Source organism: Micromonospora sp. NPDC049900 (assembly GCF_044461025.1).
Classification (GTDB): Bacteria; Actinomycetota; Actinomycetes; order Mycobacteriales; family Micromonosporaceae; genus Micromonospora.
Map to the genome: position 1 here is coordinate 482,136 of NZ_JBITKM010000004.1, position 20,594 is coordinate 502,729.

The 20,594-nt window shown below is 71.8% G+C and carries 17 protein-coding genes; 6 read left to right on the plus strand and 11 right to left on the minus strand.

Annotation, left to right across the window (positions count from 1 at the left end):
- Positions 1-85 precede the first annotated feature (85 nt).
- From ACIBMZ_RS13825 to ACIBMZ_RS13840, 4 genes are all read right to left on the minus strand, one after another.
- Positions 86-1,207, minus strand: coding sequence for an ABC transporter permease (locus tag ACIBMZ_RS13825; RefSeq protein WP_396693452.1), 1,122 nt, complete (start codon positions 1,205-1,207; stop codon positions 86-88).
- A 76-nt stretch (positions 1,208-1,283) separates the two neighbouring features.
- Positions 1,284-2,846: a sugar ABC transporter ATP-binding protein gene (locus ACIBMZ_RS13830; RefSeq protein WP_396693454.1), complete on the minus strand. Its 1,563-nt coding sequence runs from the start codon at positions 2,844-2,846 to the stop codon at positions 1,284-1,286.
- A complete protein-coding gene (locus ACIBMZ_RS13835) occupies positions 2,843-4,021 on the minus strand; it encodes an ROK family protein (protein ID WP_396693456.1) in 1,179 nt (392 codons plus the stop codon). The genes ACIBMZ_RS13830 and ACIBMZ_RS13835 overlap by 4 nt, the downstream gene beginning before the upstream one ends.
- Positions 4,022-4,340: 319 nt before the next feature.
- Positions 4,341-5,387, minus strand: coding sequence for a YihY/virulence factor BrkB family protein (locus ACIBMZ_RS13840; RefSeq protein WP_396693458.1), 1,047 nt, complete (start codon positions 5,385-5,387; stop codon positions 4,341-4,343).
- Between the two features lie 659 nt (positions 5,388-6,046).
- Here ACIBMZ_RS13840 and ACIBMZ_RS13845 point away from each other — a divergent pair.
- From ACIBMZ_RS13845 to ACIBMZ_RS13865, 5 genes are all read left to right on the plus strand, one after another.
- Positions 6,047-8,266 carry a TRAP transporter permease gene (locus ACIBMZ_RS13845; RefSeq protein WP_396693460.1) on the plus strand — a complete coding sequence of 740 codons (2,220 nt, stop codon included), beginning with the start codon at positions 6,047-6,049 and terminating at the stop codon, positions 8,264-8,266.
- Positions 8,267-8,283: 17 nt separating this feature from the next.
- Positions 8,284-9,303, plus strand: coding sequence for a TAXI family TRAP transporter solute-binding subunit (locus ACIBMZ_RS13850; RefSeq protein ID WP_396693462.1), 1,020 nt, complete (start codon positions 8,284-8,286; stop codon positions 9,301-9,303).
- 140 nt (positions 9,304-9,443) lie between these two features.
- Entirely contained in the window at positions 9,444-11,837 is a 2,394-nt protein-coding gene (locus ACIBMZ_RS13855) for a nitrate- and nitrite sensing domain-containing protein (protein ID WP_396693464.1), read from the plus strand.
- Entirely contained in the window at positions 11,834-12,253 is a 420-nt protein-coding gene (locus tag ACIBMZ_RS13860; RefSeq protein WP_396693466.1) for a roadblock/LC7 domain-containing protein, read from the plus strand. Before ACIBMZ_RS13855 ends, ACIBMZ_RS13860 begins: the two co-directional genes overlap by 4 nt.
- Before the next feature lie 77 nt (positions 12,254-12,330).
- The gene (locus tag ACIBMZ_RS13865) at positions 12,331-13,281 is read left to right on the plus strand and encodes a TAXI family TRAP transporter solute-binding subunit (RefSeq protein ID WP_396693468.1); all 951 of its coding nucleotides are present in this window, start codon (positions 12,331-12,333) and stop codon (positions 13,279-13,281) included.
- A gap of 52 nt (positions 13,282-13,333) precedes the next feature.
- Here the strand turns inward: ACIBMZ_RS13865 and ACIBMZ_RS13870 are convergent, their stop codons facing one another.
- From ACIBMZ_RS13870 to ACIBMZ_RS13880, 3 genes are all read right to left on the minus strand, one after another.
- A complete protein-coding gene (locus tag ACIBMZ_RS13870; RefSeq protein WP_396693470.1) occupies positions 13,334-13,525 on the minus strand; it encodes a DUF397 domain-containing protein in 192 nt (63 codons plus the stop codon).
- 126 nt (positions 13,526-13,651) lie between these two features.
- On the minus strand, positions 13,652-13,843 hold the full coding sequence (locus tag ACIBMZ_RS13875; protein WP_396693472.1) for a DUF397 domain-containing protein: 192 nt from the start codon (positions 13,841-13,843) through the stop codon (positions 13,652-13,654).
- Complete coding sequence (locus ACIBMZ_RS13880; RefSeq protein WP_396693474.1) at positions 13,834-14,637, minus strand: Scr1 family TA system antitoxin-like transcriptional regulator; 804 nt, start codon at positions 14,635-14,637, stop codon at positions 13,834-13,836. Before ACIBMZ_RS13880 ends, ACIBMZ_RS13875 begins: the two co-directional genes overlap by 10 nt.
- Positions 14,638-14,866: 229 nt before the next feature.
- Here ACIBMZ_RS13880 and ACIBMZ_RS13885 point away from each other — a divergent pair, with 229 nt between their 5' ends.
- A complete protein-coding gene (locus tag ACIBMZ_RS13885; protein ID WP_396693476.1) occupies positions 14,867-15,154 on the plus strand; it encodes a flavin reductase in 288 nt (95 codons plus the stop codon).
- Between the two features lie 239 nt (positions 15,155-15,393).
- Here the strand turns inward: ACIBMZ_RS13885 and ACIBMZ_RS13890 are convergent, their stop codons facing one another.
- From ACIBMZ_RS13890 to ACIBMZ_RS13905, 4 genes are all read right to left on the minus strand, one after another.
- Entirely contained in the window at positions 15,394-15,930 is a 537-nt protein-coding gene (locus ACIBMZ_RS13890) for a hypothetical protein (RefSeq protein WP_396693477.1), read from the minus strand.
- 2 nt (positions 15,931-15,932) lie between these two features.
- Positions 15,933-17,792 carry a DNA primase gene (dnaG, locus tag ACIBMZ_RS13895; protein WP_396693479.1) on the minus strand — a complete coding sequence of 620 codons (1,860 nt, stop codon included), beginning with the start codon at positions 17,790-17,792 and terminating at the stop codon, positions 15,933-15,935.
- A 106-nt stretch (positions 17,793-17,898) separates the two neighbouring features.
- A complete protein-coding gene (locus ACIBMZ_RS13900) occupies positions 17,899-19,539 on the minus strand; it encodes a BCCT family transporter (protein ID WP_396693481.1) in 1,641 nt (546 codons plus the stop codon).
- Positions 19,540-19,740: 201 nt separating this feature from the next.
- The gene (locus ACIBMZ_RS13905) at positions 19,741-20,586 is read right to left on the minus strand and encodes a siderophore-interacting protein (RefSeq protein WP_396693483.1); all 846 of its coding nucleotides are present in this window, start codon (positions 20,584-20,586) and stop codon (positions 19,741-19,743) included.
- Between the last annotated feature and the right edge of the window lie 8 nt (positions 20,587-20,594).

The following is a 20,594-nucleotide window of genomic DNA, read 5'->3' on the forward strand; positions in this document are numbered from 1 at the left end:
GTGGTGGAGGGAAATTGGGTGTGCGCTACCCGGCCACCGTCGTTCGCTCGGGTGGCCCGGTGTGGTGCGGAAGGTGCGAGAGAGGTCAGCCGGTGGTGAGCCGGTTGTTGCGGCGGAAGAACTGGGTGAGGGTGCCGAACTGCACCTGCTGGATCAGGACGGCGGCGACGATGATGCCGCCCTTGACCATGTTCTGCGCCTCGGTGGAGAGGCCGTTGATCGCGAACAGGTTGGTGATGGTGGCGAAGATGATCACACCGAGCAGGGAGCCGACGATGGTGCCCCGCCCGCCGCTGAGCAGCGTGCCACCGATGATCACGGCAGCGATCGCGTCCAGCTCGTAGAGGTTGGCCATTGCCGCCTGGGCCGAGGTGGCCTGGGCGGTGAGCATGATCGCGGCGATGCCGCAGCAGAGGCCGGAGAGCGCATAGAGCAGCAGGGTGTGCAGCCGGACGTTGATGCCGGCCAGCCGGGCCGCCTCCGGGTTGCCGCCGACGGCGACCGTACGCCGACCGAAGGTGGTGCGGTTGAGCAACACCCACCCGGCGGCGACCACCGCGGCGAGGATGTAGACCAGCAGCGGGATGCCGAGCAGGTCGTTGCTGGCGATGCCGTTGATCACGCCGTTCTGCGAGATCTGCGTCTGCTTGTCGGAGATCTCGGCGGCCAGTCCCCGGGCGGCCACCAGCATGGCCAGGGTGGCGATGAACGGCACCAGCCGCCCGTACGCGATGAGCGTCCCGTTGACCAGGCCGACCGCGGTCCCGACCACGATCGCGGTGAAGATCATGCCGCCGGCACCGAAGCTCTGGGTGGCGACCGTGGTGCACCAGACCCCGGCCAGCGCGACGATCGCGCCGACGGAGAGGTCGATGCCGCCTCCGATGATCACGAAGGTCATCCCGACGGTGACCACGCCGACCACCGAGGCGAGCTTGAGGATGCTGAGCATGTTGGCCCAGACCCAGTCGGGGTTGGAGTACAGGTCGGAGCGGGTGGCCGCGCCGATCACGAAGAGCACCAGCAGCACCCCGATCAGAGCCAGGTTCCGCTTGGCGCCCTCACCGCCCTCGCCGCTCCAGAAGGAGAGCCGGCCGCTGCGCGTCGGGGCGTCGGACACCCCGTGCTTGGTCACCCCGGTCCCGCTCGGCTCCACCGGCGGCGACTGTGCCGGCAACTGTGTCGTCGAGGGCGCTCGCTCGCTCATGCCGGCGCTCCGCTTCGCTCCGCGCCGACCTGGGACACCTTCACGCTGTATCGATGATTCGCTCGCTGACGCTCGCTCATGCCGGTGCGCCTTCCATCAGAGACCCCGCCATCACGAGGTCGAGCACGGTGTTCTCGTCGAGTTCGCCCGCCGGGGCGGTACGCACGACCCGACCCTCCCGCATGACCAGCACCCGATCGGCCAGACCGAGCACCTCGGGCACCTCGCTGGAGACCAGCAGCACCCCGACACCCTCGGCGGCGAGCTGCCGGATCACCTGGTACAGCTCGGCGCGGGCGCCCACGTCCACGCCTCGGGTCGGTTCGTCGAGCAGCAGCAGTCTGGTCTCGCCGAGCAGCCAGCGCCCGACCACCACCTTCTGCTGGTTGCCGCCGGAGAGCGTGCGCACCGCCCGGCGTACGTCGCGCGGGCGCATCTCCAGCTTCTCCGCGATCCGGTCCGCCTCGGCGCGTTCCTTCCCGACGTCGGTGAACCCGAGTCGGGCGTACCTGCTGAAGGTGGCCAGCGTGACGTTGCGGTAGATCGGCTCGCCGAGCAGCAGGGCCTGGCTCTTGCGTTCCTCGGGGGCCATGCCCATGCCGGCCCGGACCGCCGCGCCGACGCTGCCCGCCCGCAGCGCCCGGCCGGACATCCGCACCGAGCCGGACTCGGCCCGGCGGGCGCCGAAGATGGTCTCCAGCAGCTCGGACCGGCCGGACCCGACCAGCCCGGCGATGCCGACGATCTCCCCGGCCCGGACGGAGAGCGAGACGTCGGCGAACTCCCCGGCCCGGGTCAACCCGTCGACCTGGAGCAGCTCGTCGCCGATGCCCGTGCTGTCGGGGCGATCCGGGAAGACGTACTCGATGGTCCGGCCGGTCATCCGGGAGACCAGGTCACGCGTCGGGGTGTCCCGGGCCGCCAGGTTCTCGGCCGTGGTCCGTCCGTCCTTGAGCACCGTCACCCGGTCACCGATCTCGCGGATCTCCTCCAACCGGTGCGAGATGTAGATGACCGCGATCCCCTGCGCGGTCAGCTCGCGGATGATCCGGAAGAGGTTCTCCACCTCGTCGTGGGCCAGCACCGCGCTCGGTTCGTCCATGATGATCAGCCGGGCCTCGTGGGAGAGCGCGCGGGCCATGCTGACCACCTGCTTGCCGGCCGCCGGCAACGCCCGCACCATCCGGCCCGGCGGGATCTCCGCGTGCCCGAGCCGACCGAGGATCTGTCGGGTACGCCGGGCCATCTGCCCCCGGCGGACGAAGCCGAGGCGACGCGGCTCGTGCCCGAGGAAGGCGTTCTCCGCCACCGACAGGTCATCGACCAGGTCGAGTTCCTGATAGATGGTGGCGATCCCGGCCCGCATGGCGGCCTGCGGATTGGCGAAGCTGACCGGCTCCCCGCGCCATTCGACCAGCCCCGAGTCCGGTCGATGCACTCCGGCGAGCACCTTGATCAGCGTCGACTTGCCGGCGCCGTTCTGCCCGAGCAGGCAGTGCACCTCGCCGGCCCGGACCTCCAGTTGCACACCGCCCAGCGCGCGTACGCCCGGGAAGGTCTTGACCACGTCGGACAGGCGCAGGACCACCTCTCCGGCGACGGTGTCGTCCGGAGCTTCGACCAGCGGCGCGTCGCTCATGCTGCCTCCAGGAAAGCCAGGTCGCTGGCGAGCACCGCGGCTCCGGCCACACCGGCACGCGGTCCCAGCTCGGAGAGGACGACCGGCAGGTTGCCGGTGGCCAGCGGCAGGGAGCGCCGGTAGACGACGCTGCGGATCTCGGCGAGGAGTACGTGCCCGAGTTGGGCGAGTCCACCGCCGATGACGATCATCGACGGGTTGGTGAAGCTCACCAGTCCGGCGAGGACGCTGCCGACGCGTCGACCGCCCTCGCGGATGAGCTGGATGCAGGCCACGTCTCCTTCGACGGCTCCGGCGGCGACGTCCTGGGCGGTGACCGTCCCCTGCACGCGCAGCCGTTCGGCCAGCGCGGGCGAGGCGCCGGTGCGCGCTGCGGCGGTGGCGTCCTTGGCCAGCGCGGCCCCGCTGAACAGCGCCTCCAGGCAGCCGGCGTTGCCGCACGAGCAGACCGGCCCGTGTCCGTCCACCTGGATGTGGCCGATGTCCCCGGCGCAGCCGTCGGTGCCCCGGTAGACCTCGCCGCTCAGATAGATCCCGCACCCGATGCCGGTGCCGATCTTGACGAAGAGGAAGTCGTCGACCGAGTGCGCCACGCCGCCGTGTCGCTCCCCGATCGCCATGATGTTCACGTCGTTGTCCACCACCGCCGGGCAGCCGTGCTCGCGGGTCAGCAGCTCTCGGACGGGAAAACGGTCCCAGCCCGGCATGATCGGCGGGGACACCGGCACGCCGTCACGGAAACTGACCGGACCCGGCACCCCGATGCCGACCGCGTTCAGCCGGTCGTAGACGCCGTCCACCCGGGCCTTGGCGAGCAGTTCGTTGACCCGGTGCAGGATCGCCTTGGGGCCGGAGCGGATGTCGGCCGTCTCCGCGTACGCGGCCACGGGTTCGAGGCGGCCGTTGACCACTTCGACGTCGATGGAGCTGGCTCCGAGGTCGACGGCCGCGAACCGCAGGTCCGGGCTCAGTTCGACGAGGGTGGAGCGCCGGCCGCCCCGCGAGGCGGCCATCCCGGCCTCGGCGACGTAGCCGTGTCCCACCAGCCGCTCCAGCTCGGCCAGCAGCCGGGGGCGGGGGATCTCCAGGCGGTCCGCCAGCTCCGCCCGGGAGACGGCCCCCTGGTCGCGGAGCAACCGCAACAGGCGCACATGCAGGGGTTCGACGGTCCGCATCGGGACCCCTTTCATCGATGCCGTTCACATCGACGCAACGCCGATGTGTCGTGTCCGACACAGTAGGCGCCTTCCGAGCTGCCTGTCCAGATCTTCGGCCGACATTCCACCAACTTTTGTCCGGAGAGACAAAAGCTAAAGGTGGATCAAGGAAAGGGTTGCCCAGGTGCGTGATGCGGTGGCCGACAGTGATCACTCCGCCGCCGCATCGCACTGTGGCCGCAGACGAGGCCGGGTCCCGTTCCTCCCCGGCGGTCGGCGGCCACCGACCGGCGGGAGGAACGGGACCCGGCGTTCGGGGTTCCCGTCGAGCCCGAACTCACTGCGTCTCGTCGTCGCCCTTCAGCTTGCGGTCGTCGCGCAGCTCGACGTACGGCTCGTGGTCGACCGGCCGCAGGCCACCCGCGATCGCCCGGCCGCGCGCCAGCTCGGCGTCGAACTCGGCGCCGAACAGGATCGCCACGTTGCTGAGCCAGAGCCAGACCAGGAATATGATCACACCGGCGAGCGCGCCGTAGGTCTTGTTGTACGAGCCGAAGTTGGCCACGTAGAGCGCGAAGACGCCGGAGATCACCAGCCACATCACCACCGCCAGGACCCCGCCCGGACTGACCCAGCGGAAGCCGCCCTGCCGGGCGTTCGGCGACGCCCAGTAGAGGATGGCGAACATCAGGCTGACCAGGATCAACAGCACCGGCCACTTGGCGTAGTCCCACACCGTCACCGCCGTACGCCCGACCCCGATCGCGCCACCGACCTGCTCGGCGAACCGTCCCGTGAACACCACGATCACCGCGCTGGCCAGCAGCAGCACCCCGATCACGGCGGTGACCCCGACCCGGATCGGCAGGGTCTTCCAGATCGGTCGCCCCTCCGGCACGTCGTAGATGACGTTGGAGGCGCGCATGAAGGCGGCGACGTAGCCGGAGGCCGACCAGAAGGCGGCCAGCAGACCGACCACGGCGGCGAGACCGGCGAGGCCGCCGTTCTGCTGCGCCTGGTCGATGGCGGCGTCGATGATCTGGCGGATGTTCTGCTCCGGCACCGCCTGGTCGACGGTGTCCCGGACGCCCTGGGTGGCGCTCGGGCCGAGCAGGCCGAGCAGGGACACCAGCACCAGCAGGCCGGGGAAGATGGAGAGCACCCCGTAGTAGGTGAGGGCGGCGGCCCAGTCGGTCAGGCCGTCGGAGCTGAACTCGCGTACGGTCCGCCGCGCCGCCGCCACCCACTCGTCGCGGGACAGCCGGGTCGGCCCGTCGGGGGTGTCCCGGTCGGCCGGCAGGCGCTCCGGACCGTCGTGGGGATCGTCGGTGGGCCGCCGCACCGCGTCGGCCCGGTCCGGACGGGAAGACTTCTCGGAGGCCATCGCCCCTCCCCTCACCTCGATGTTCTCGCCCGAGACATGCCCCGCCAGCCCGCTCGGGTAACCCACCGAGCGACATACGCGCCGAGCGCCGCGCACGTGTGTCGCCGACGACACCGTCGGCACCGTGCCGCCGTCGGCATCGCGGAGCCCGGGTCCGGGCCCGGGAAATGCGAGCGGAGAATCGCTCGCGCAGCACCGGGACGGGCCCGAATCGTCGATGGCCCACTGTCAACCACGACGCGCCGACGCTTTTGCCCCGGACACCCCGCGCCCGCCCGTCAGATCACCCCCGCGCACCGGGCACCCCATCCGGATCGCGCCGCCACCGCCCGCCACCATATGCACGGAGAGTAATCGTTTCGCTGGCATTTCGACGCGAACATGTGACAGCAGAATGCCGCGAAGGGACCAAAACCGGCGTCACCACGCGGGGCCACCGGAGCCCTCCGACAGACTGACGCGCACGTCCCGCGCCAATCGCGAAACCTATTCTGAAACATTCACAGCGGGGAGTGACTGAAACAAAATGAAAGTCACTCAGGGAAACGATGATCGACAATGTTCCCATCGAAGTGTCAATTCGCGTATCGTCCCCCCTCGTGTCGGCTATCCGATTCACCGATGATTCTGGACCCGAGGGCAATCGCGCCCGTGCCCGCGTGGCGGAGGCCGACCCCGAGGCCGATCCGCGCGCCGTCGGAACCGTTCCGGGCACCGTGCCCCGGCAACGGTCCGGCCCCGATCTCGCCCCGGACCCGGGTGCCCCGACCGGCGACCGACCCACCCCCGGCACCGACGCGCCGCCGCAGGTGGACGCGCGCGAACTGGCCGGACGGTTCGAGGACGAGAAACCCGGCCGTACGCTGACCGGGCCGGTCGCCGTCCTGCTGACCGGCGCCACCCTGGCCATCGCGCTACTCGCGCTCTGGCAGGTGTTCCGCCCGCTGGCACAGGGCAGCAAATACTATTTGATCTTCTTCCTCGCCGGTGTGCTCCCGCTGGTCTTCCTCGCGTACCCGGCCGACCTGCGGCTGCACCGGCTGCGCCGCAGCCGGGACGCGGGCACCGACCGGGACGTCACGTCCCCGGCGCAGGCCCGGCCGCCACGCACCGGGCCGAGCGGAGTCGACTGGGTGCTGGCCGTCGCCGCGCTGGCCGCCTGCCTCTATCCGGTGCTGCCGGTCGCGTTGGCCGGCGGTGGCGGCGGCTACGACGCCTTCCTCGACCGGCAGGGCCTGCTCGTCGGCACCGACGTGGCGATGGGCACCGTCCTGCTGCTCCTGCTGCTGGAGGCGTGCCGGCGCACCACCGGCTGGATCCTGCCCGTGGTGTGCCTGCTCTTCCTCGGCTACGGCTACTACGGCGGGCTGCTGCCGCAGACCTGGGCGGTGGCCCACGCCGGGCTCGACTTCGGGCAACTCGTGGACGCCTTCTACAACTCCGACAGCGGGTTCTACGGCACCCCGTTGGACGTGGCCGCCACCTACATCGTGCTGTTCACCGTCTACGGGGCGGTACTCGACCGCTCCGGCGCGGGCCGGTTCTTCGTCGACCTCTCCGCGGCGGCGTTCCGTCGCTCCCGCACCGCCGCCGGCCGTACCGCGGTCGCCTCCGGCTTCCTGCTCGGCACCGTCTCCGGGTCGGGTGCCGCCACCACCGTCAGCATCGGCGCGGTCACCTGGCCGATCCTGCGCCGCGCCGGCTACCCGGCGGAACGGGCCGGCGGCATGCTCGCGGCGGCCGGCGTCGGGGCCATCCTCTCCCCGCCCACGCTCGGCGCGGCGGCGTTCATCATCGCCGAGTACCTGGGCGTCTCCTACCTCCAGGTGCTGGGCTGGGCGATGGTGCCGACGGTGCTCTACTACCTCGGCATCGTGCTCTCGGTGGAGATCGACGCGCGGCGCTCCGGGGTACGCGCGGCGGCCCTGCCGGCCACCTCCGCCTGGCGGTTGCTGGCCCGCTCCGGCTACCACTTCGCCTCGCTGTTCGCCATCGTCGGCCTGCTCGCCGTCGGCGTGTCGGCCACCCGCGCGGTGGTGCTGGCGACCCTGCTCGCGATCGTGCTGTCCTACCTGGACCGGGAGCACCGGCTGACCCCGCCCCGGCTGCTCGACGCGCTCTCCGGCGGTGCGCGCGGGGTGCTCGCGGTGACCGTGGTCTGCGCGGCGGCCGGCATCATCACCGCCACCACCACGAAGACCGGGCTCGGGCCACAGGCCGCCGCGCTGCTGGTCGACGCCGCCGGTGCGGTCAGCTCCGACCCGGCCGTGGTGCTGGCGCTCACCGCGTTGCTCGCCGCCGTCGCGTTGAGCCTGCTCGGCCTGGCGATCCCGGTCACCGCCTCCTTCGTGATCGGCTGGGTGATCATCGGTCCGGCCCTGCTCGACCTCGGCGTCAGCGCCCCCGCCGCGGCGATGTTCGTCTTCTACTTCGCGGTGCTGTCCGAGGTGTCGCCGCCGACCGCGCTCGCCGCGGTCGCCGCCGCAGCCATCACCGGCGGCCGGGTGGTGCCGACCATGTGGCACACCCTGCGGTACGCGCTGCCGGCCTACCTCATCCCGCTCGCCTTCGTGGTCACCCCGACCGGTCTCGGACTGCTCGGCATCGGTGGTCCACGACGGATCCTCGTCGCCGCCACGGTCACCGCGCTCAGCGTCGCGGTGCTCGCCGTCGCGGCGGGCGGCTGGCTGCCCGGGGTCGGCCCGGCGGGCGTACCGGAACGCGTGCTCGGCGCGATCGCCGGGCTCACGCTGCTCTGGCTGCAACCCGTACCCGTCGCGATCGGTGCCGTGCTGGCCGGTGCCATGGCGGTGGGCGTTCTCGTACGACGCGGATCCGCCGGCTCCTCCGGCGGGACGCGAGCCGGATCACCGGCATGACCGAGGAAGGAGCAAGAGTGGGACGGATCAACGTGCGGCTCGTGGCGGGAGTGGGAGCACTCGCCCTCGTCGCGGCCGGCACCGCAGGTTGCGGCGGCCGTCAGGGTGCCGCCGCCACGGACGACACCGCGAACGCCGTCACCTGCGAGGTGGCCGAGAACACCCGGGTGGGCATCGCCACCGGTAACGCCACCGGCGTCTACTACGTGGTCGGCAACGCCCTGGCCGGGCAGCTCGCCGGCAGCACCGGCGGTCGGCTCACCGGCACGGCGGCCGAGACCGGCGCGTCGGTGCAGAACATCGAACAGCTCGTCGGCGGCCAGTACGACGTGGCGTTCTCGCTCTTCGACACCGCCGTCAACGCGGTGCAGGGCAAGGGCACCTTCACCGCTCCGCAGCCGGTCGAGGCGCTGGCCCGGATCTACGACAACTACACCCAGGTGGTCGTCCGGGCCGACGCGGGAATCAACTCCGTGGCCGACATGAAGGGCAGGAAGATCTCCACCGGCTCCCCCAAGTCCGGCACCGAGGTCATCGCGCACCGCCTGCTGGAGGCCGCCGGACTCGACCCGGCCGCCGACATCCAGGCCCAGCGTCTGGACCTGACCAAGACCGTCGAGGGCGTCAAGGACGGCAGCCTGGACGGGTTCTTCTGGTCCGGCGGCGTACCCACCGGTGGGGTGACGGACCTCTTCACCACGGCGGGGGACAAGGTCAAGTTCATCGACATCACGCCGTTGTTGCCTAAGATGAGCGAACTGAACCCCGCGTACCAGGCCGGCACGATCGGCAAGGACGTGTACTCCACTGTGGCGGACACCCCGACCATCGTGGTCCCCAACGTGCTGCTCGTCCGCAAGGACCTGGACGCCAACGTGGCCTGCGCGATCACCCGTACGGTGTTCGAGAAGAAGGACGCGTTGGCCCAGGCCAACCCCGCCGCCAAGGGCATCGCTCTGGACACCGCCCGCAGGACCGACCCGGTCGGCCTGCACCGGGGGGCGGACAAGGCGTTGCAGGACCTCGGCGCGAGCTGACCCACCCCGGCCGGGCCGGTGCCTCCCGCAGAGGCCCGGCCCGGCCACCACTACCTCGGGAGACCCCCGTGCCGCTGCCCTCACTGGCGCGCGTACGCCGGCACAACCGTCCGTCCGATCACACCGGTCGACTGTGGTCGGTGCGTACGCAGCTCCTCGCGCCCATCCTCGTCGCCACCGCCGGACTGCTCGCCCTGGGCGCGATCCAGACCGACAGCGCGCTGTCGACCACCCGCGACGCCGAACGCGCCCGGGTGCTGGCCGGCACCGCCACCGCCACCGTGTCGCTGGTGCACGAGGTGGAACGGGAACTCGGCGAGACGGCCGCCCTGCGCCAGCGCGGCGGGACCTCCGGCCGGCAACTCGTCGACGCACAGCGCCAGCGGGTCGACGAGGCCGTGGCACGCTACCGGTCGGCCAGCGAGGACGCCCGGCGGACCGCTCCCGACCTGGGTCGTTCCCTGGACGGCGTGGACGAGTACCTCGTCCAGCTCGACGAGGCCCGGGTGGCCGCACTGGGCTCCGCGACCGCCGACCCGACCTACGTGGCGCTGGTGGATTCGCTGCTCACGGTGGCCGACGCGCTGCCCGCCCAGGTACGCGACCCGGAGCTGGCCAACCGGGCCCGGGAGGTGGCCGCGGTCGCCGCCCAGGAGCACCTGGCGTCGCTGGAACGTGACCTGCTGCGGACCGTCTTCGTGCGGGGCGAGCTGGCCGAGGGCGAACTGGTCCGACTCGGCCGGCTGCGGGGCGCGGCGGAGCAGCGGCAGGCCGAGTTCTCCCGCATCGCCGGGGCGGACGCCACCGCCGCGTACACCCGGTTGATGGAGAGCAGTGACGTCTCCACCGCCCGGCGGATGCGCGACAGCGCGCTGAACGCGGACCGCGAGCCGGCCGCACTCGGCACCGACGGCGACGCCTGGTTCGTGGCGCAGAGCGGCACCATCCGCCGGTACAACCTGCTGGGCCGCGAACTCTCCGACGAACTCGACCGTCGGGCCGCCGCGCTGGCCGCCGACGCCCGCCAGCGGGCGCTGGTCACCGGCGGCTCCACCGGCGCGCTGGCGCTGGCCTCGCTGGTCGCCGCCGCGATGCTCGCGGTACGCACCAGCCGCCGGTTGCGGCGACTACGGGTCGCGGCGTTGACCATGGCGCACCGGGAACTGCCCGAACGGATCACCGCGATATCGGCCGGCGACAGCGCTTCCGGTGCCGGTCCGGCCTCCCAGGCCACCGCCGGGATCAGTCGCGGGCGCGACGAGATCGCCCAGGTGGCGGAGGCGTTCGACACGGTCAACCGGGCCGCCCTGCGGCTCGCCGGTGAGCAGGCCGAGTTGCGCATGGACGTGACCCGGATGGTCGAGGCGCTGGCCCGCCGGATCCGGACGCTGATCACCCGCCAGTTGCGCCTGCTCGACGAGTTCGAGCAGGAGGAGACCGATCCCGACGCGCTGGCCCGACTGTTCGCGCTCGACCACCTCGCCGCCCGGATGCGGCGGAACGGCGAGAACCTGCTGGTCCTCGCCGGTGGCGAACCGGGCCGCTCGCACGAGGGCCCGCACCTGCTGGCCGACGTGGTCCGGGGCGCCGCGTCGGAGATCGAGGAGTACGCCCGGGTCGAGATCGACGTACCGGCCGCCGCGGTGCACGGCTCGGCGGTGGGCAACATCGTCCACCTCCTCGCCGAGCTGCTGGAGAACGCCACCGCCTACTCACCGCCGCACGCACCCGTGCACGTGGACGGTCGACGGACCGTCGACGGGCTCACGTTGCGCGTACACGACCAGGGCATCGGCATCGGCGAAGGCCGGCTCGCCGAGATCAACGAACGGCTGCGGGCACCCGCCGTGCTGTCCAGCGCGGCGGCCGGCAGCATGGGTCTGCACGTGGTGGCCCACCTGGCCGCGCGACACGGGGTGCAGGTGCGGCTGCACAGCGCCGGTGCGGGCACGGTCGCCCAGGTGGAGGTCCCCGAGGCGCTCCTCACCCGGGTCGAGGAGGTCAAGGGGCGGCCGTCCGCCGCGCCCCGGGCCACGCCCGGCGGTGCCGGCTGGTTCCGGTCGCCCGACGGTACGCCCGGCGGCATCGGCGTTCCGCGGCCCCGGGTGGACGTGGGCACCGCGCAGGAGCAGTTCAACGTGCACCGGGCCCCGACGATGACGCTTCCGGTGGTCCGCGCCGCCAACGGCTCGTCCGGCTGGTCCGGGGCCGGGGCGGGCGTCGGGCCCGGCACGGCACCGCCGAGCTGGTCCGGTGCCGGGGCGGGGCACCCGCCGCCGGACTGGTCGGCGCACGCCCCCTCGGACGGTCGACCCACCTGGTCGGCAACCGGCGCGGCGACCGCGAGCGGGCTACCCCGGCGTACCCGTGGCGGCGGCCTGCAGTCCGAACTGCACGACACACCTCCCCCACCGGCCGGCACCGACCTGCTCGACCCCGAGGTGGTCCGAGCCCGACTCACCGCCCTGTCGGCCGGGGTGGCCCAGGCGATGCGACGCAACCAGCAGACCAGACACACCGGGAGACCCGAATGATGCCCAACGTCAGCGCCGGCCTGGACTGGCTCCTGGCGAACTTCGCCGAGCAGGTCCCGGACGTGTCGCACGCCCTCGCCGTCTCCGGCGACGGGCTGCGACTGGCCGCCTCACCCCACCTCTCCACCGACCAGGCGGACCAGCTCGCCGCCGTGATCAGCGGCCTGGCCAGCCTGACCGTCGGCGCCGCACGGCTGATGTCCGCCGGCCGGGTACGCCAGCAGATCGTCGACATGGACGGCGGAGTGCTGCTGGTGATGGCGGTCGGCGACCGCGCCCTGATCGGGGTGCTCGCCTCCGCCGGATGCGACCTGGGCCAGATCGGCTACGAGACGGCCACCCTGGTCCAGCGGGTCGCCGAAGCCCTGGAACCGGCGATGCGGGCCTGGGCGGAACACGGCGGAGTGCCGGCGTGACCGGGCCGGATGTCCACGCTTCCGTGCCTGCCGCCACAGGTCGCCGGCCCGATGCCGGGGGTCGCGGACGGCGTCTGGTGGCGGCGGTGCTGGCGGTCGCGCTGGTCGCCACGGGTTGCGGCACCGAGACCGATCCGGAGCCGCGCCCGTGGCACGACGGCCGGATCTTCCTGGCCACCGGCAACACCACCGGCGTCTACTACCAGCTCGGTGGCGGGTACGCCGACATCATCAGCCGACACCTGCCCGGCTACGAGGCCCGCGCCGAACCGACCGGAGCCTCCGGCGAGAACATCACCCGCCTGGTCGAGGGTGACATGGAGATCGCCTTCAGCCTCGCCGACACCGCCGCCGACGCCAGCGCCGGACGTGGCGCGTTCTCCGGCCAGCCCCAACCGGTCCGGGCCCTGGCCCGGGTCTACAGCAACTACACCCACGTCATCGTCCGCGCCGACGCTCAGATCACCGGCCTCGCGGCCCTGCGCGGCAAGCGGGTCTCCACCGGCTCACCCAAGTCCGGCACCGACGTCATCGCCGCCCGGCTGCTCACCGCCGCCGGGTTGGACCCCGAACGGGACGTACGCCGGGCCCGGCTGTCGCTGCCGGAGACGGTCACCCGGATGCGGGCCGGAAGCCTGGACGCGATGTTCTTCTCCGGCGGCCTACCCACTCCCGGCATCGCCGACCTGCTCAGCGGCGCACCGGGTCGGTTCGCCCTGCTACCGATCGCCGAGCTGGTCGAGCCGCTCAACGCCGAACACGGCTCGGTGTACACCACCGCCGAGCTGCCCAAGGACGCCTACGACACGCCGAGTGGCACCCCCACCGTCACAGTGGCCAACGTGATCCTGGTCAGCGCCGACATGCCCGAACAACTGGCGTACGACCTGACCCGGCTCCTCTTCACGTACCAGACCGACCTGGCCGTGGCACACCCCGAGGCCCGCAACTTCGATCGCCAGAGCGCCGCCTCCACCGATCCGATCTCCCTGCACCCCGGCGCCGCCCGCTACTACCGGGGCGGCTGACAACCGCTGCTCTGCCTCGACGTGGGGCGGCACCGGGCCTCTCCGGCGTCCGCTACGGGCGCTCGGAGAACTGGGTGACGAACGCACGCCAGGAGCCGGGACCGAAGACCAACACCGGCCCGGCCGGATCCTTGGAATCACGTACACCCACCACACCCGACAGGTTGTCGGCCACCTCCACGCAGTTGCCGCCATCGGGGCCGCTGCGGGTGCTCTTGCGCCATCGGGCGCCGGTCAGCTCCATGTCTCCGCCACCTCCGTCATCGGGACGCCATCCGCCCACCGTCCCGCACCTGAATCTTGGACAGTTGCCGTCAGGAGCTGACGGCAACTGTCCAAGATTCACGCGGACTCCACGTGCCGAGGGCCGCTACGGACGCTCGGAGAACTGGGTGACGAACGCACGCCAGGAGCCGGGACCGAAGACCAACACCGGCCCAGCCGGATCCTTGGAATCACGTACCGCCACCACACCCGACAGGTTGTCGGCCACCTCCACGCAGGCACCGCCCTGCCCGTTACTGCGAGTGCTCTTGCGCCACCGGGCGTCAGTCAATTCCATGTCTCCGCCACTTCCGCGATCAGATCGAGGGACTGCTGCTGCGATAGTGCCTCACCCCGGATCGACTCCCAAACCTCGACCATCTGCCGCAGATAGTCGGCACGGTCCACCACCTGCCCGTGGAGTTGGCCTTCCTGATAGACGACGTCCTCCCCGTGCGGCGGACTGGCGATCACGAACGGGCCGTTGATCCCGGGATAGGCGCCGACCGAGAGCGGAACGACCTGGATCCGGAGCCGGGGCACCGTGGAGCCGAGCTTCACCAGGTGGCGCAGTTGCTCCCGCATCACCTCCGGCCCGCCGATCCGTCGACGCAGCACGTACTCGTCGACGACGGCGGTGAACATCGGCGGACGCTCGCGGGTCAGCACGGTCTGCCGGTCCAACCGCGTCGTCACCTGCTGCTCGACCTCGTGCGGCGCGAACAGCCCACCGCCCGCAAGCAATGTCCGGGCATACGCCTCGGTCTGCAACAGCCCCGGCACACACAGCGGCTCGAACCAGCGCAGCGCAGTGGCCTCCGCCTCGATACCGGGCCAGTCCCGGAACCACGGCACCAGGATCTCCCGGCTGAGTCGGCGTTGGATGCGCTCGAAACGGCCGTCGGCGGCGAACACCGTGTCGCAGCGGCGGGCGAAGTCCAGGCTCGGCTTCCGCTCGCAGGTCTCCACCTTCGCCACCAGCGCGGCCGAGTAGCTGAGCGCCTCGGCCAGCGCGGACTGCGACATGTCGGCAGCGGCCCGGACCAACCGCAGTTCCTCCGCGAAGTGCTCCAGCATGGACGAGCGGTCCACGGACACCCTCCGTACATCGTCGTACCGCCTGGGAAACGGCTCCGGACGCACGTGGCGTCACCGCGCCAAGCCTCCCACCGTAGTCGCGTCCTCACCAGACTGTCACGCAGCGGGACCGCTCACGGGATCGGACGGCGGGCGGAACCAGGCCGGGGCGTCGGCGTACCCGACTCGGCCGGCGCCCCATTCACCTCGACGGAGGCCCACCCATGCGATTCCGGTTCCGGCGATGTCCGCCCCCGGCCACCCCCATCCCGCTCCCCGGGGACCGGGACTGGTGACGGCCCGTTACCGCCCCCACGTCGCGGCCCGACCGTCCTGGCGGTGCCGGGTGTGCGGTGCCCGCTGGCCGTGCTCACCGGCCCGGCTGGCGTTGCTGGGCGAATACCGGGAGAACCGCACCGGCCTGCTCGTCTATCTCGGCTCGATGATGTACGACGCCGCCGACGACCTGGCCGGCACCTGCCCACCGGAAGCCCTGGCCGCCCGCTTCCTCACCTGGGCCCGCCCCCGCTAGCCCCCCACCCACCCACCCCACCCACCCCCACACCACCCGACCCGCGCCGATCATGGAGTTGTGGCGAGGATAAAAGGGGGCAAAGCACATCCTTCCGGGTGCCACAAGTCCATGATCGGCGTGAGTGGCCACCCGATCGGCGAGCGGCGGCCCGATCGGCGAGCAGCCGCCTGATCGGCGCGAGCGGCGGCCTCGGCGGACGGCGCGGACGGCGTGACGGAGCAGGGCGGCCGGGTGGGTCAGAGGTCGGTGGGGGTGGTGGCGGCGCGGGCGGCGGCGACGAGGTGGTCGGTCTCGGCGAGTACGGTCGGGTCGTCGGTGGGAGTGCCGGGGTCGTAGCGGACCATCCAGGTCAGGCCGTCGACGCCGGACACCCGCCGACCGACGATCCGACCGGCGCCACCGGGAACAGCGTGGTGCTGGGTGTACGCGACCGACTTGGTGACCCGAGCCCGGATCTGGTGCGGCAGCTCACCGGGATCGAGCAGCAGGTAGCGCTCGGCCGGACAGTCGGCGACCACCACGTACCCGTCCCGTTCGGCGACCTGCTCGCCGGGGGTGACGGTCAGCTCCCGGCCGGACCAGACCGCCTTGACGATGTCGTGCCAACCGATCCGATGGCCGCGTCCGGGCAGCCAGAGCCCCAGGTTGGTGGCCACCACCACGCCGTCCCCCTCGCCGTTGCCGGCGGCGGACCAGGCCAGCACCCGCTCGTCGCGCTCCAGCGGTGGCCGGTCGGCCGGTGGCAGCTTCGGTCGGCGGCGGAACAGTCCCATCTCTACAGCCCTCCTGCCGCCTGCTCGCGCAGCGCGCGGGCGTGCTGCTCCAGCGACAACAACTCGCCGAAGGTGGCGAAGTACTCGTCCTTGTTGTTGACCGGGTTGATCCGCTGGATCCGTGACTTGAGGTCCCGGATGCGGGCGGTGACCGAGCCCCACTGGAGGCGGGCCATGGTGATCGAGACGTACCTGGGGTCGGGCTCACCGTCGATCCGCAGCGGCTCCACGGCCAGCTCACCGACGAGGGCCTGGGCCGCCAGGTCGGTGCAGGCGTCCCGGACCGACTCGATCCACACCGCGCCACCGGCCGCCGACGCGGCACCACCGGCCGCCGTGACCGCCTCCCGGACCACCACGTGCACCGGGTGCCGGTAGTCGCTCGCCTCGACCGCGTCGAACATCGGCCCGGCCAGCGCCGGCTCCTGAATGGCGAGCTTGAGGGCTTCCCGCTCGACCATCGACTGCGGACTGTCCACCGTCGGCTCGGCGCGGGCGGTACGCGTCGACGCCTCGGCCGGGCGCCCCGAAGCGGCGGCCAGCACCGCCCGCTGCACCGGCTCGATCTCCATGCCGAGGTCACCGGCGAGCTTGCGCACGTACTCGGGACGCTTCTCCTGGTCCTTGAGCTTGGCCACCAGCGGGGCCGCCCGGCGCATCGCCTCCACCCGGCCGTCCACGGTGTCCAGGTCGAAGCGGTTGAGCATGTGCCGCAGCGCGAAGTCGACGAGCGGCTCGCGACGGGCCACCAGATCGCGTACCGCCAGGTCGCCCTTTGCCAGGCGCAGCTCGCACGGGTCCATGTTGTCCGGGCTGACCGCGATGAAGGTACGCCCGACGAACCGCTGGTCGTCCTCGAAGGCCCGCAGCGCGGCCTTCTGCCCGGCGGCATCCCCGTCGAAGGTGAAGATGATCTCCCCGGCCACCGCGTCGGTGTCCAACAGCAGCCGGCGCAGTACGCCGATGTGGTCCGCGCCGAAGGCGGTGCCGCAGGTCGCCACGGCGGTCGGCACGTCGGCCAGGTGGCAGGCCATCACGTCGGTGTACCCCTCGACCACCACCACCCGGCCCTGCTTGGCGATCTCCCGCTTGGCCTGGTCGATGCCGTAGAGCACGTGCGACTTCTTGTAGATCGGCGTCTCGGGGGTGTTGAGGTACTTCGGGCCGTCGTCGTCCTCGAAGAGCTTGCGGGCACCGAAGCCGATCACGTCGCCGGTCAGGTCGCGGATCGGCCAGAGCAGCCGACGCCGGAAGCGGTCGATCAGGCTGCCCGAACGGGCCGGTCGGGACAGCCCGGCGGTGACCAGCTCGTCGTGGGTGAACCCGCGCTGGCGCAGGTGCTTGGTGAGCGGGTCCCAGCCCTCCGGTGCGAAGCCGCAGCCGTACCGTTCGGCGGCGGCGCGGTCGAATCCCCGCTCGGCCAGGAACTCCCGGGCGGTACGCGCCCCGGCGGTGGTGAGCTGCCCGGTGTAGAACTCCACGGCGGCGGCGTGTGCGGCGACGAGCCGCTGCCGCTGGCCCTGCTGCGGGCGGGTGCGCGGGGCGGAGCGGTCGTCCTCGACGTACCGCAGTTGCACGCCGGCCCGTTCGGCGAGCCGCTCCACCGACTCGACGAAGCTGAGGTGCTCCGCGTCCATCAGGAACTTGATCGCGTCGCCGCCCGCGCCGCAGCCGAAGCAGTACCAGACGTTACGGGCGGGTGAGACGTTGAACGAGGGGGACTTCTCGTCGTGGAACGGGCAGAGCCCTTTGAGGTTGCCGCCGCCGGCCGACCGGAGCGTCACCGTGTCGGAGATGACCTCGGCGATCGACGTACGCTCGCGGACCAGCGCGATGTCCTCGTCCCGGATCCGCCCCGCCATGTCGCCACCCCCTCGGGCTACATCCTGCCCTGCCCCACCGACGGTGTAAGGAAGGGCCCCCTGCTAACGCCTGCGGTAGAGCAGGGGTCCCCTCCTCACACCGTCGTCAGCGGGGAGGACGGCGCAGGTAGCGGCGTACCGGCGGTGGGCCCTCGTCGTCGTAGGAGCGGGCGGTGCGGACGGCGGCGGCCAGGCCCGACCGCCGGGGTCGGGTCGGCGGCGCGAGCAGCGGATCGTCGGACATGTCCTTGACCAGCGAGGCGGCCAGCCCGAGCATCACCAGCACGAACGGCAACGCGATCATGATGGTGGCCTGTTGGAGGGCGTCCAGCCCACCGGCGAGCAGCAGCACCGCGGCGACCGCGCCGATCAGCACACCCCAGGAGACCACCAGCACCCGGTGCGGCCGGAGCGCGCCCCGCGAGGTCAGCGAGCCGAGCACCAGCGAGGCCGAGTCGGCGCTGGTGACGAAGTACAGCGCGACCAGCACCACGGCCAGCACGCTGGTCAGCGCCGCCAGGGGCAGCGCGTCGAGCAGGCCGAACAGTGCCTGCTCGGTGCTGGCGGCGACGTCGGCGACCAGGTCACGGGTGCCGGTGGTCTGGATCCGCAGCGCGCTGCCGCCCATGATCGCGAACCAGACGGCGCTGGCGCCGCTGGGCACCAGCAGCACACCGATCAGGAACTGCCGGACCGTACGGCCACGGGAGATCCGGGCGATGAAGGTACCGACGAACGGCGCCCAGGAGATCCACCACGCCCAGTAGAAGATGGTCCAGCCACCGAGCCACGACGGGTCCGAGAAGGCGCCGGTACGGGTGGACATGACGACCAGGTCGTCCAGGTAGTTGCCGATCGAGGCGGGCAGTACCTCAAGCGTGTAGATGGTCGGACCGACCACGAACACGAAGAACATCAGCGCCAGGGCCAGCAGCACGTTGGTGGTGGAGAGCCACTTGATGCCCTTGTGCAGGCCGGTGAAGGCGGAGATCACGAAGGCCAGGGTGAGTGCGCCGATCACCACCAGTTCGACGGCGGTGCTGTCCGGGATGCCGACGACCAGGTCGAGTCCGGCGGCGATCTGGAGAGCGCCGAGGCCGAGGCTGGTGGCCGAACCGAAGACGGTGGCGAAGACGGCCAGCAGGTCGATCGAGCGCCCCAGGACACCGTCGGCCCGGTCGCCGATCAGCGGCCGGAACGCCGCCGAGATGCTGTTCTGCCGGCCCTTGCGGAACGTCGAGTACGCCAGTGCCAGCGCCACCACCGCGTAGATCGCCCACGGGTGCAGCGTCCAGTGGAACAGCGTGTACTGCATGGCCGCCCCGGCAGCCGCCTCGCTCAGCGGCTCGACGCCACTGGCCGGCGGCGGGGTGGTGAAGTGCTGGATGGGCTCGGCGACGGCGAAGAAGACCAGGCCGATGCCCATGCCCGCGCTGAACATCATGGCGATCCAGGCGAGCGTGCTGAACTCGGGTTCGTCGGAGTCGCTGCCGAGCCGCAACCGACCGAACCGGGACACCGCCAGCACCACCGCCAACACCAGGAAGGCGTTGGCGGCGACCACGAAGAACCAGCCGAACGTACTGGTCACCCAGGCCAGGCCGGACTCACCGAAGCTGGCCAGCGAGTCGCGCGCGAGTACGCCCCAGACCACCACGGCCAGCACGCCGCCGACGCCCAGTCCGAGCACTGTCCGGTCGACTTCACCGGCCGTCCGGTCGGGCCGTTGCGGACTCTCTTCGCTCATGGTCACCCCGAACCAATCCTCCGGTTCCCGCGCCGCCACGTGCCGCATTCAGCACGAATCACCCGGGCGGGACCAGGGATCAGGGCACCCGGAGGTGGCCGCTGACGGGACGCGAACGCATTCGGAGGGCTCGGGCACCTCGAACCCTATTCGATCATGACGCTAACAGGGTTCGAGAGAATCGGCTCGTCAAGCCCTTGATCAACCGACCGGAGCGGGGACCGGCGCCTGTTCGTCGAGATCGACCTGACGGTTCCAGTCGGACTTGCTGGCCCGCCAGCCCTCGTCGTCCAGGCCTCGCCGCCAGTAGCCGGAGATGGAGAGCGCGTCACGCGGCACCCCCCGCTCCACCCGCAACAGCTTGCGCAACTGGCGGACGAAACCCGCCTCGCCGTGCACGAACGCCTGCACCGCACCGGGCGGGAAGTCCAGCCCGCGTACGGCGTCGACCAGCGCCTCACCCACCGGCCGGGCACCCCGGTGCAGCCAGGTCACCGCCACCGCGCCGGGGCTGGGCAGCGGCTGCTCGTCGAGCGGGCCGTCGACCTCGACGAAGACGTACGCCGGCGCGCCGGCCGGCAGCCGGGCCAGCGACGCGGCGATCGCCGGCATCGCGCTCTCGTCACCGACCATCAGGTGCCAGTCCGCCTCCGGACTCGGCGCGTACGCCCCGCCCGGGCCCACGAACAGCACCTCGTCGCCGGGGCGCAGGGCGGCGGCCCACGGCCCACCCAGCCCCTCGTCACCGTGGTGCACCACGTCCACGGTCATCTCCCCGGCCGCCGCGTCCCAGTTCCGGACCGTGTACGCCCGCAGCCGGGGATAGTGCTCCCGGGGCATCTCGCGCCGGATCGCGGCGAGGTCCATCGGACGCGGGTAGACCACCCCGTCGACCGGGAACACGATCTTGATGTAGGTGTCGGTGTACTCGCCGAGCGGCAGCCCGACCAGTTCCTCCCCACCCAGCACCAGCCGGATCACGTGCGCGGTGGGTCGCCCGGTGCGCAGCACGCGGGCGGTGGTGACCTTGATCGGGCGCTCCGTCATCTGGTTAG

Coding starts and splice junctions, on each gene's coding strand:
- ACIBMZ_RS13825 (WP_396693452.1), bottom strand. CDS start 1,207: ATGAGCGAGCGAGCGCCCTCGACGACACAGTTGCCGGCACAGTCGCCG.
- ACIBMZ_RS13830 (WP_396693454.1), bottom strand. CDS start 2,846: ATGAGCGACGCGCCGCTGGTCGAAGCTCCGGACGACACCGTCGCCGGA.
- ACIBMZ_RS13835 (WP_396693456.1), bottom strand. CDS start 4,021: ATGCGGACCGTCGAACCCCTGCATGTGCGCCTGTTGCGGTTGCTCCGC.
- ACIBMZ_RS13840 (WP_396693458.1), bottom strand. CDS start 5,387: ATGGCCTCCGAGAAGTCTTCCCGTCCGGACCGGGCCGACGCGGTGCGG.
- ACIBMZ_RS13860 (WP_396693466.1), top strand. CDS start 11,834: ATGATGCCCAACGTCAGCGCCGGCCTGGACTGGCTCCTGGCGAACTTC.
- ACIBMZ_RS13870 (WP_396693470.1), bottom strand. CDS start 13,525: ATGGAGCTGACCGGCGCCCGATGGCGCAAGAGCACCCGCAGCGGCCCC.
- ACIBMZ_RS13875 (WP_396693472.1), bottom strand. CDS start 13,843: ATGGAATTGACTGACGCCCGGTGGCGCAAGAGCACTCGCAGTAACGGG.
- ACIBMZ_RS13885 (WP_396693476.1), top strand. CDS start 14,867: ATGTCCGCCCCCGGCCACCCCCATCCCGCTCCCCGGGGACCGGGACTG.
- ACIBMZ_RS13890 (WP_396693477.1), bottom strand. CDS start 15,930: ATGGGACTGTTCCGCCGCCGACCGAAGCTGCCACCGGCCGACCGGCCA.
- dnaG (WP_396693479.1), bottom strand. CDS start 17,792: ATGGCGGGGCGGATCCGGGACGAGGACATCGCGCTGGTCCGCGAGCGT.
- ACIBMZ_RS13900 (WP_396693481.1), bottom strand. CDS start 19,539: ATGAGCGAAGAGAGTCCGCAACGGCCCGACCGGACGGCCGGTGAAGTC.
- ACIBMZ_RS13905 (WP_396693483.1), bottom strand. CDS start 20,586: ATGACGGAGCGCCCGATCAAGGTCACCACCGCCCGCGTGCTGCGCACC.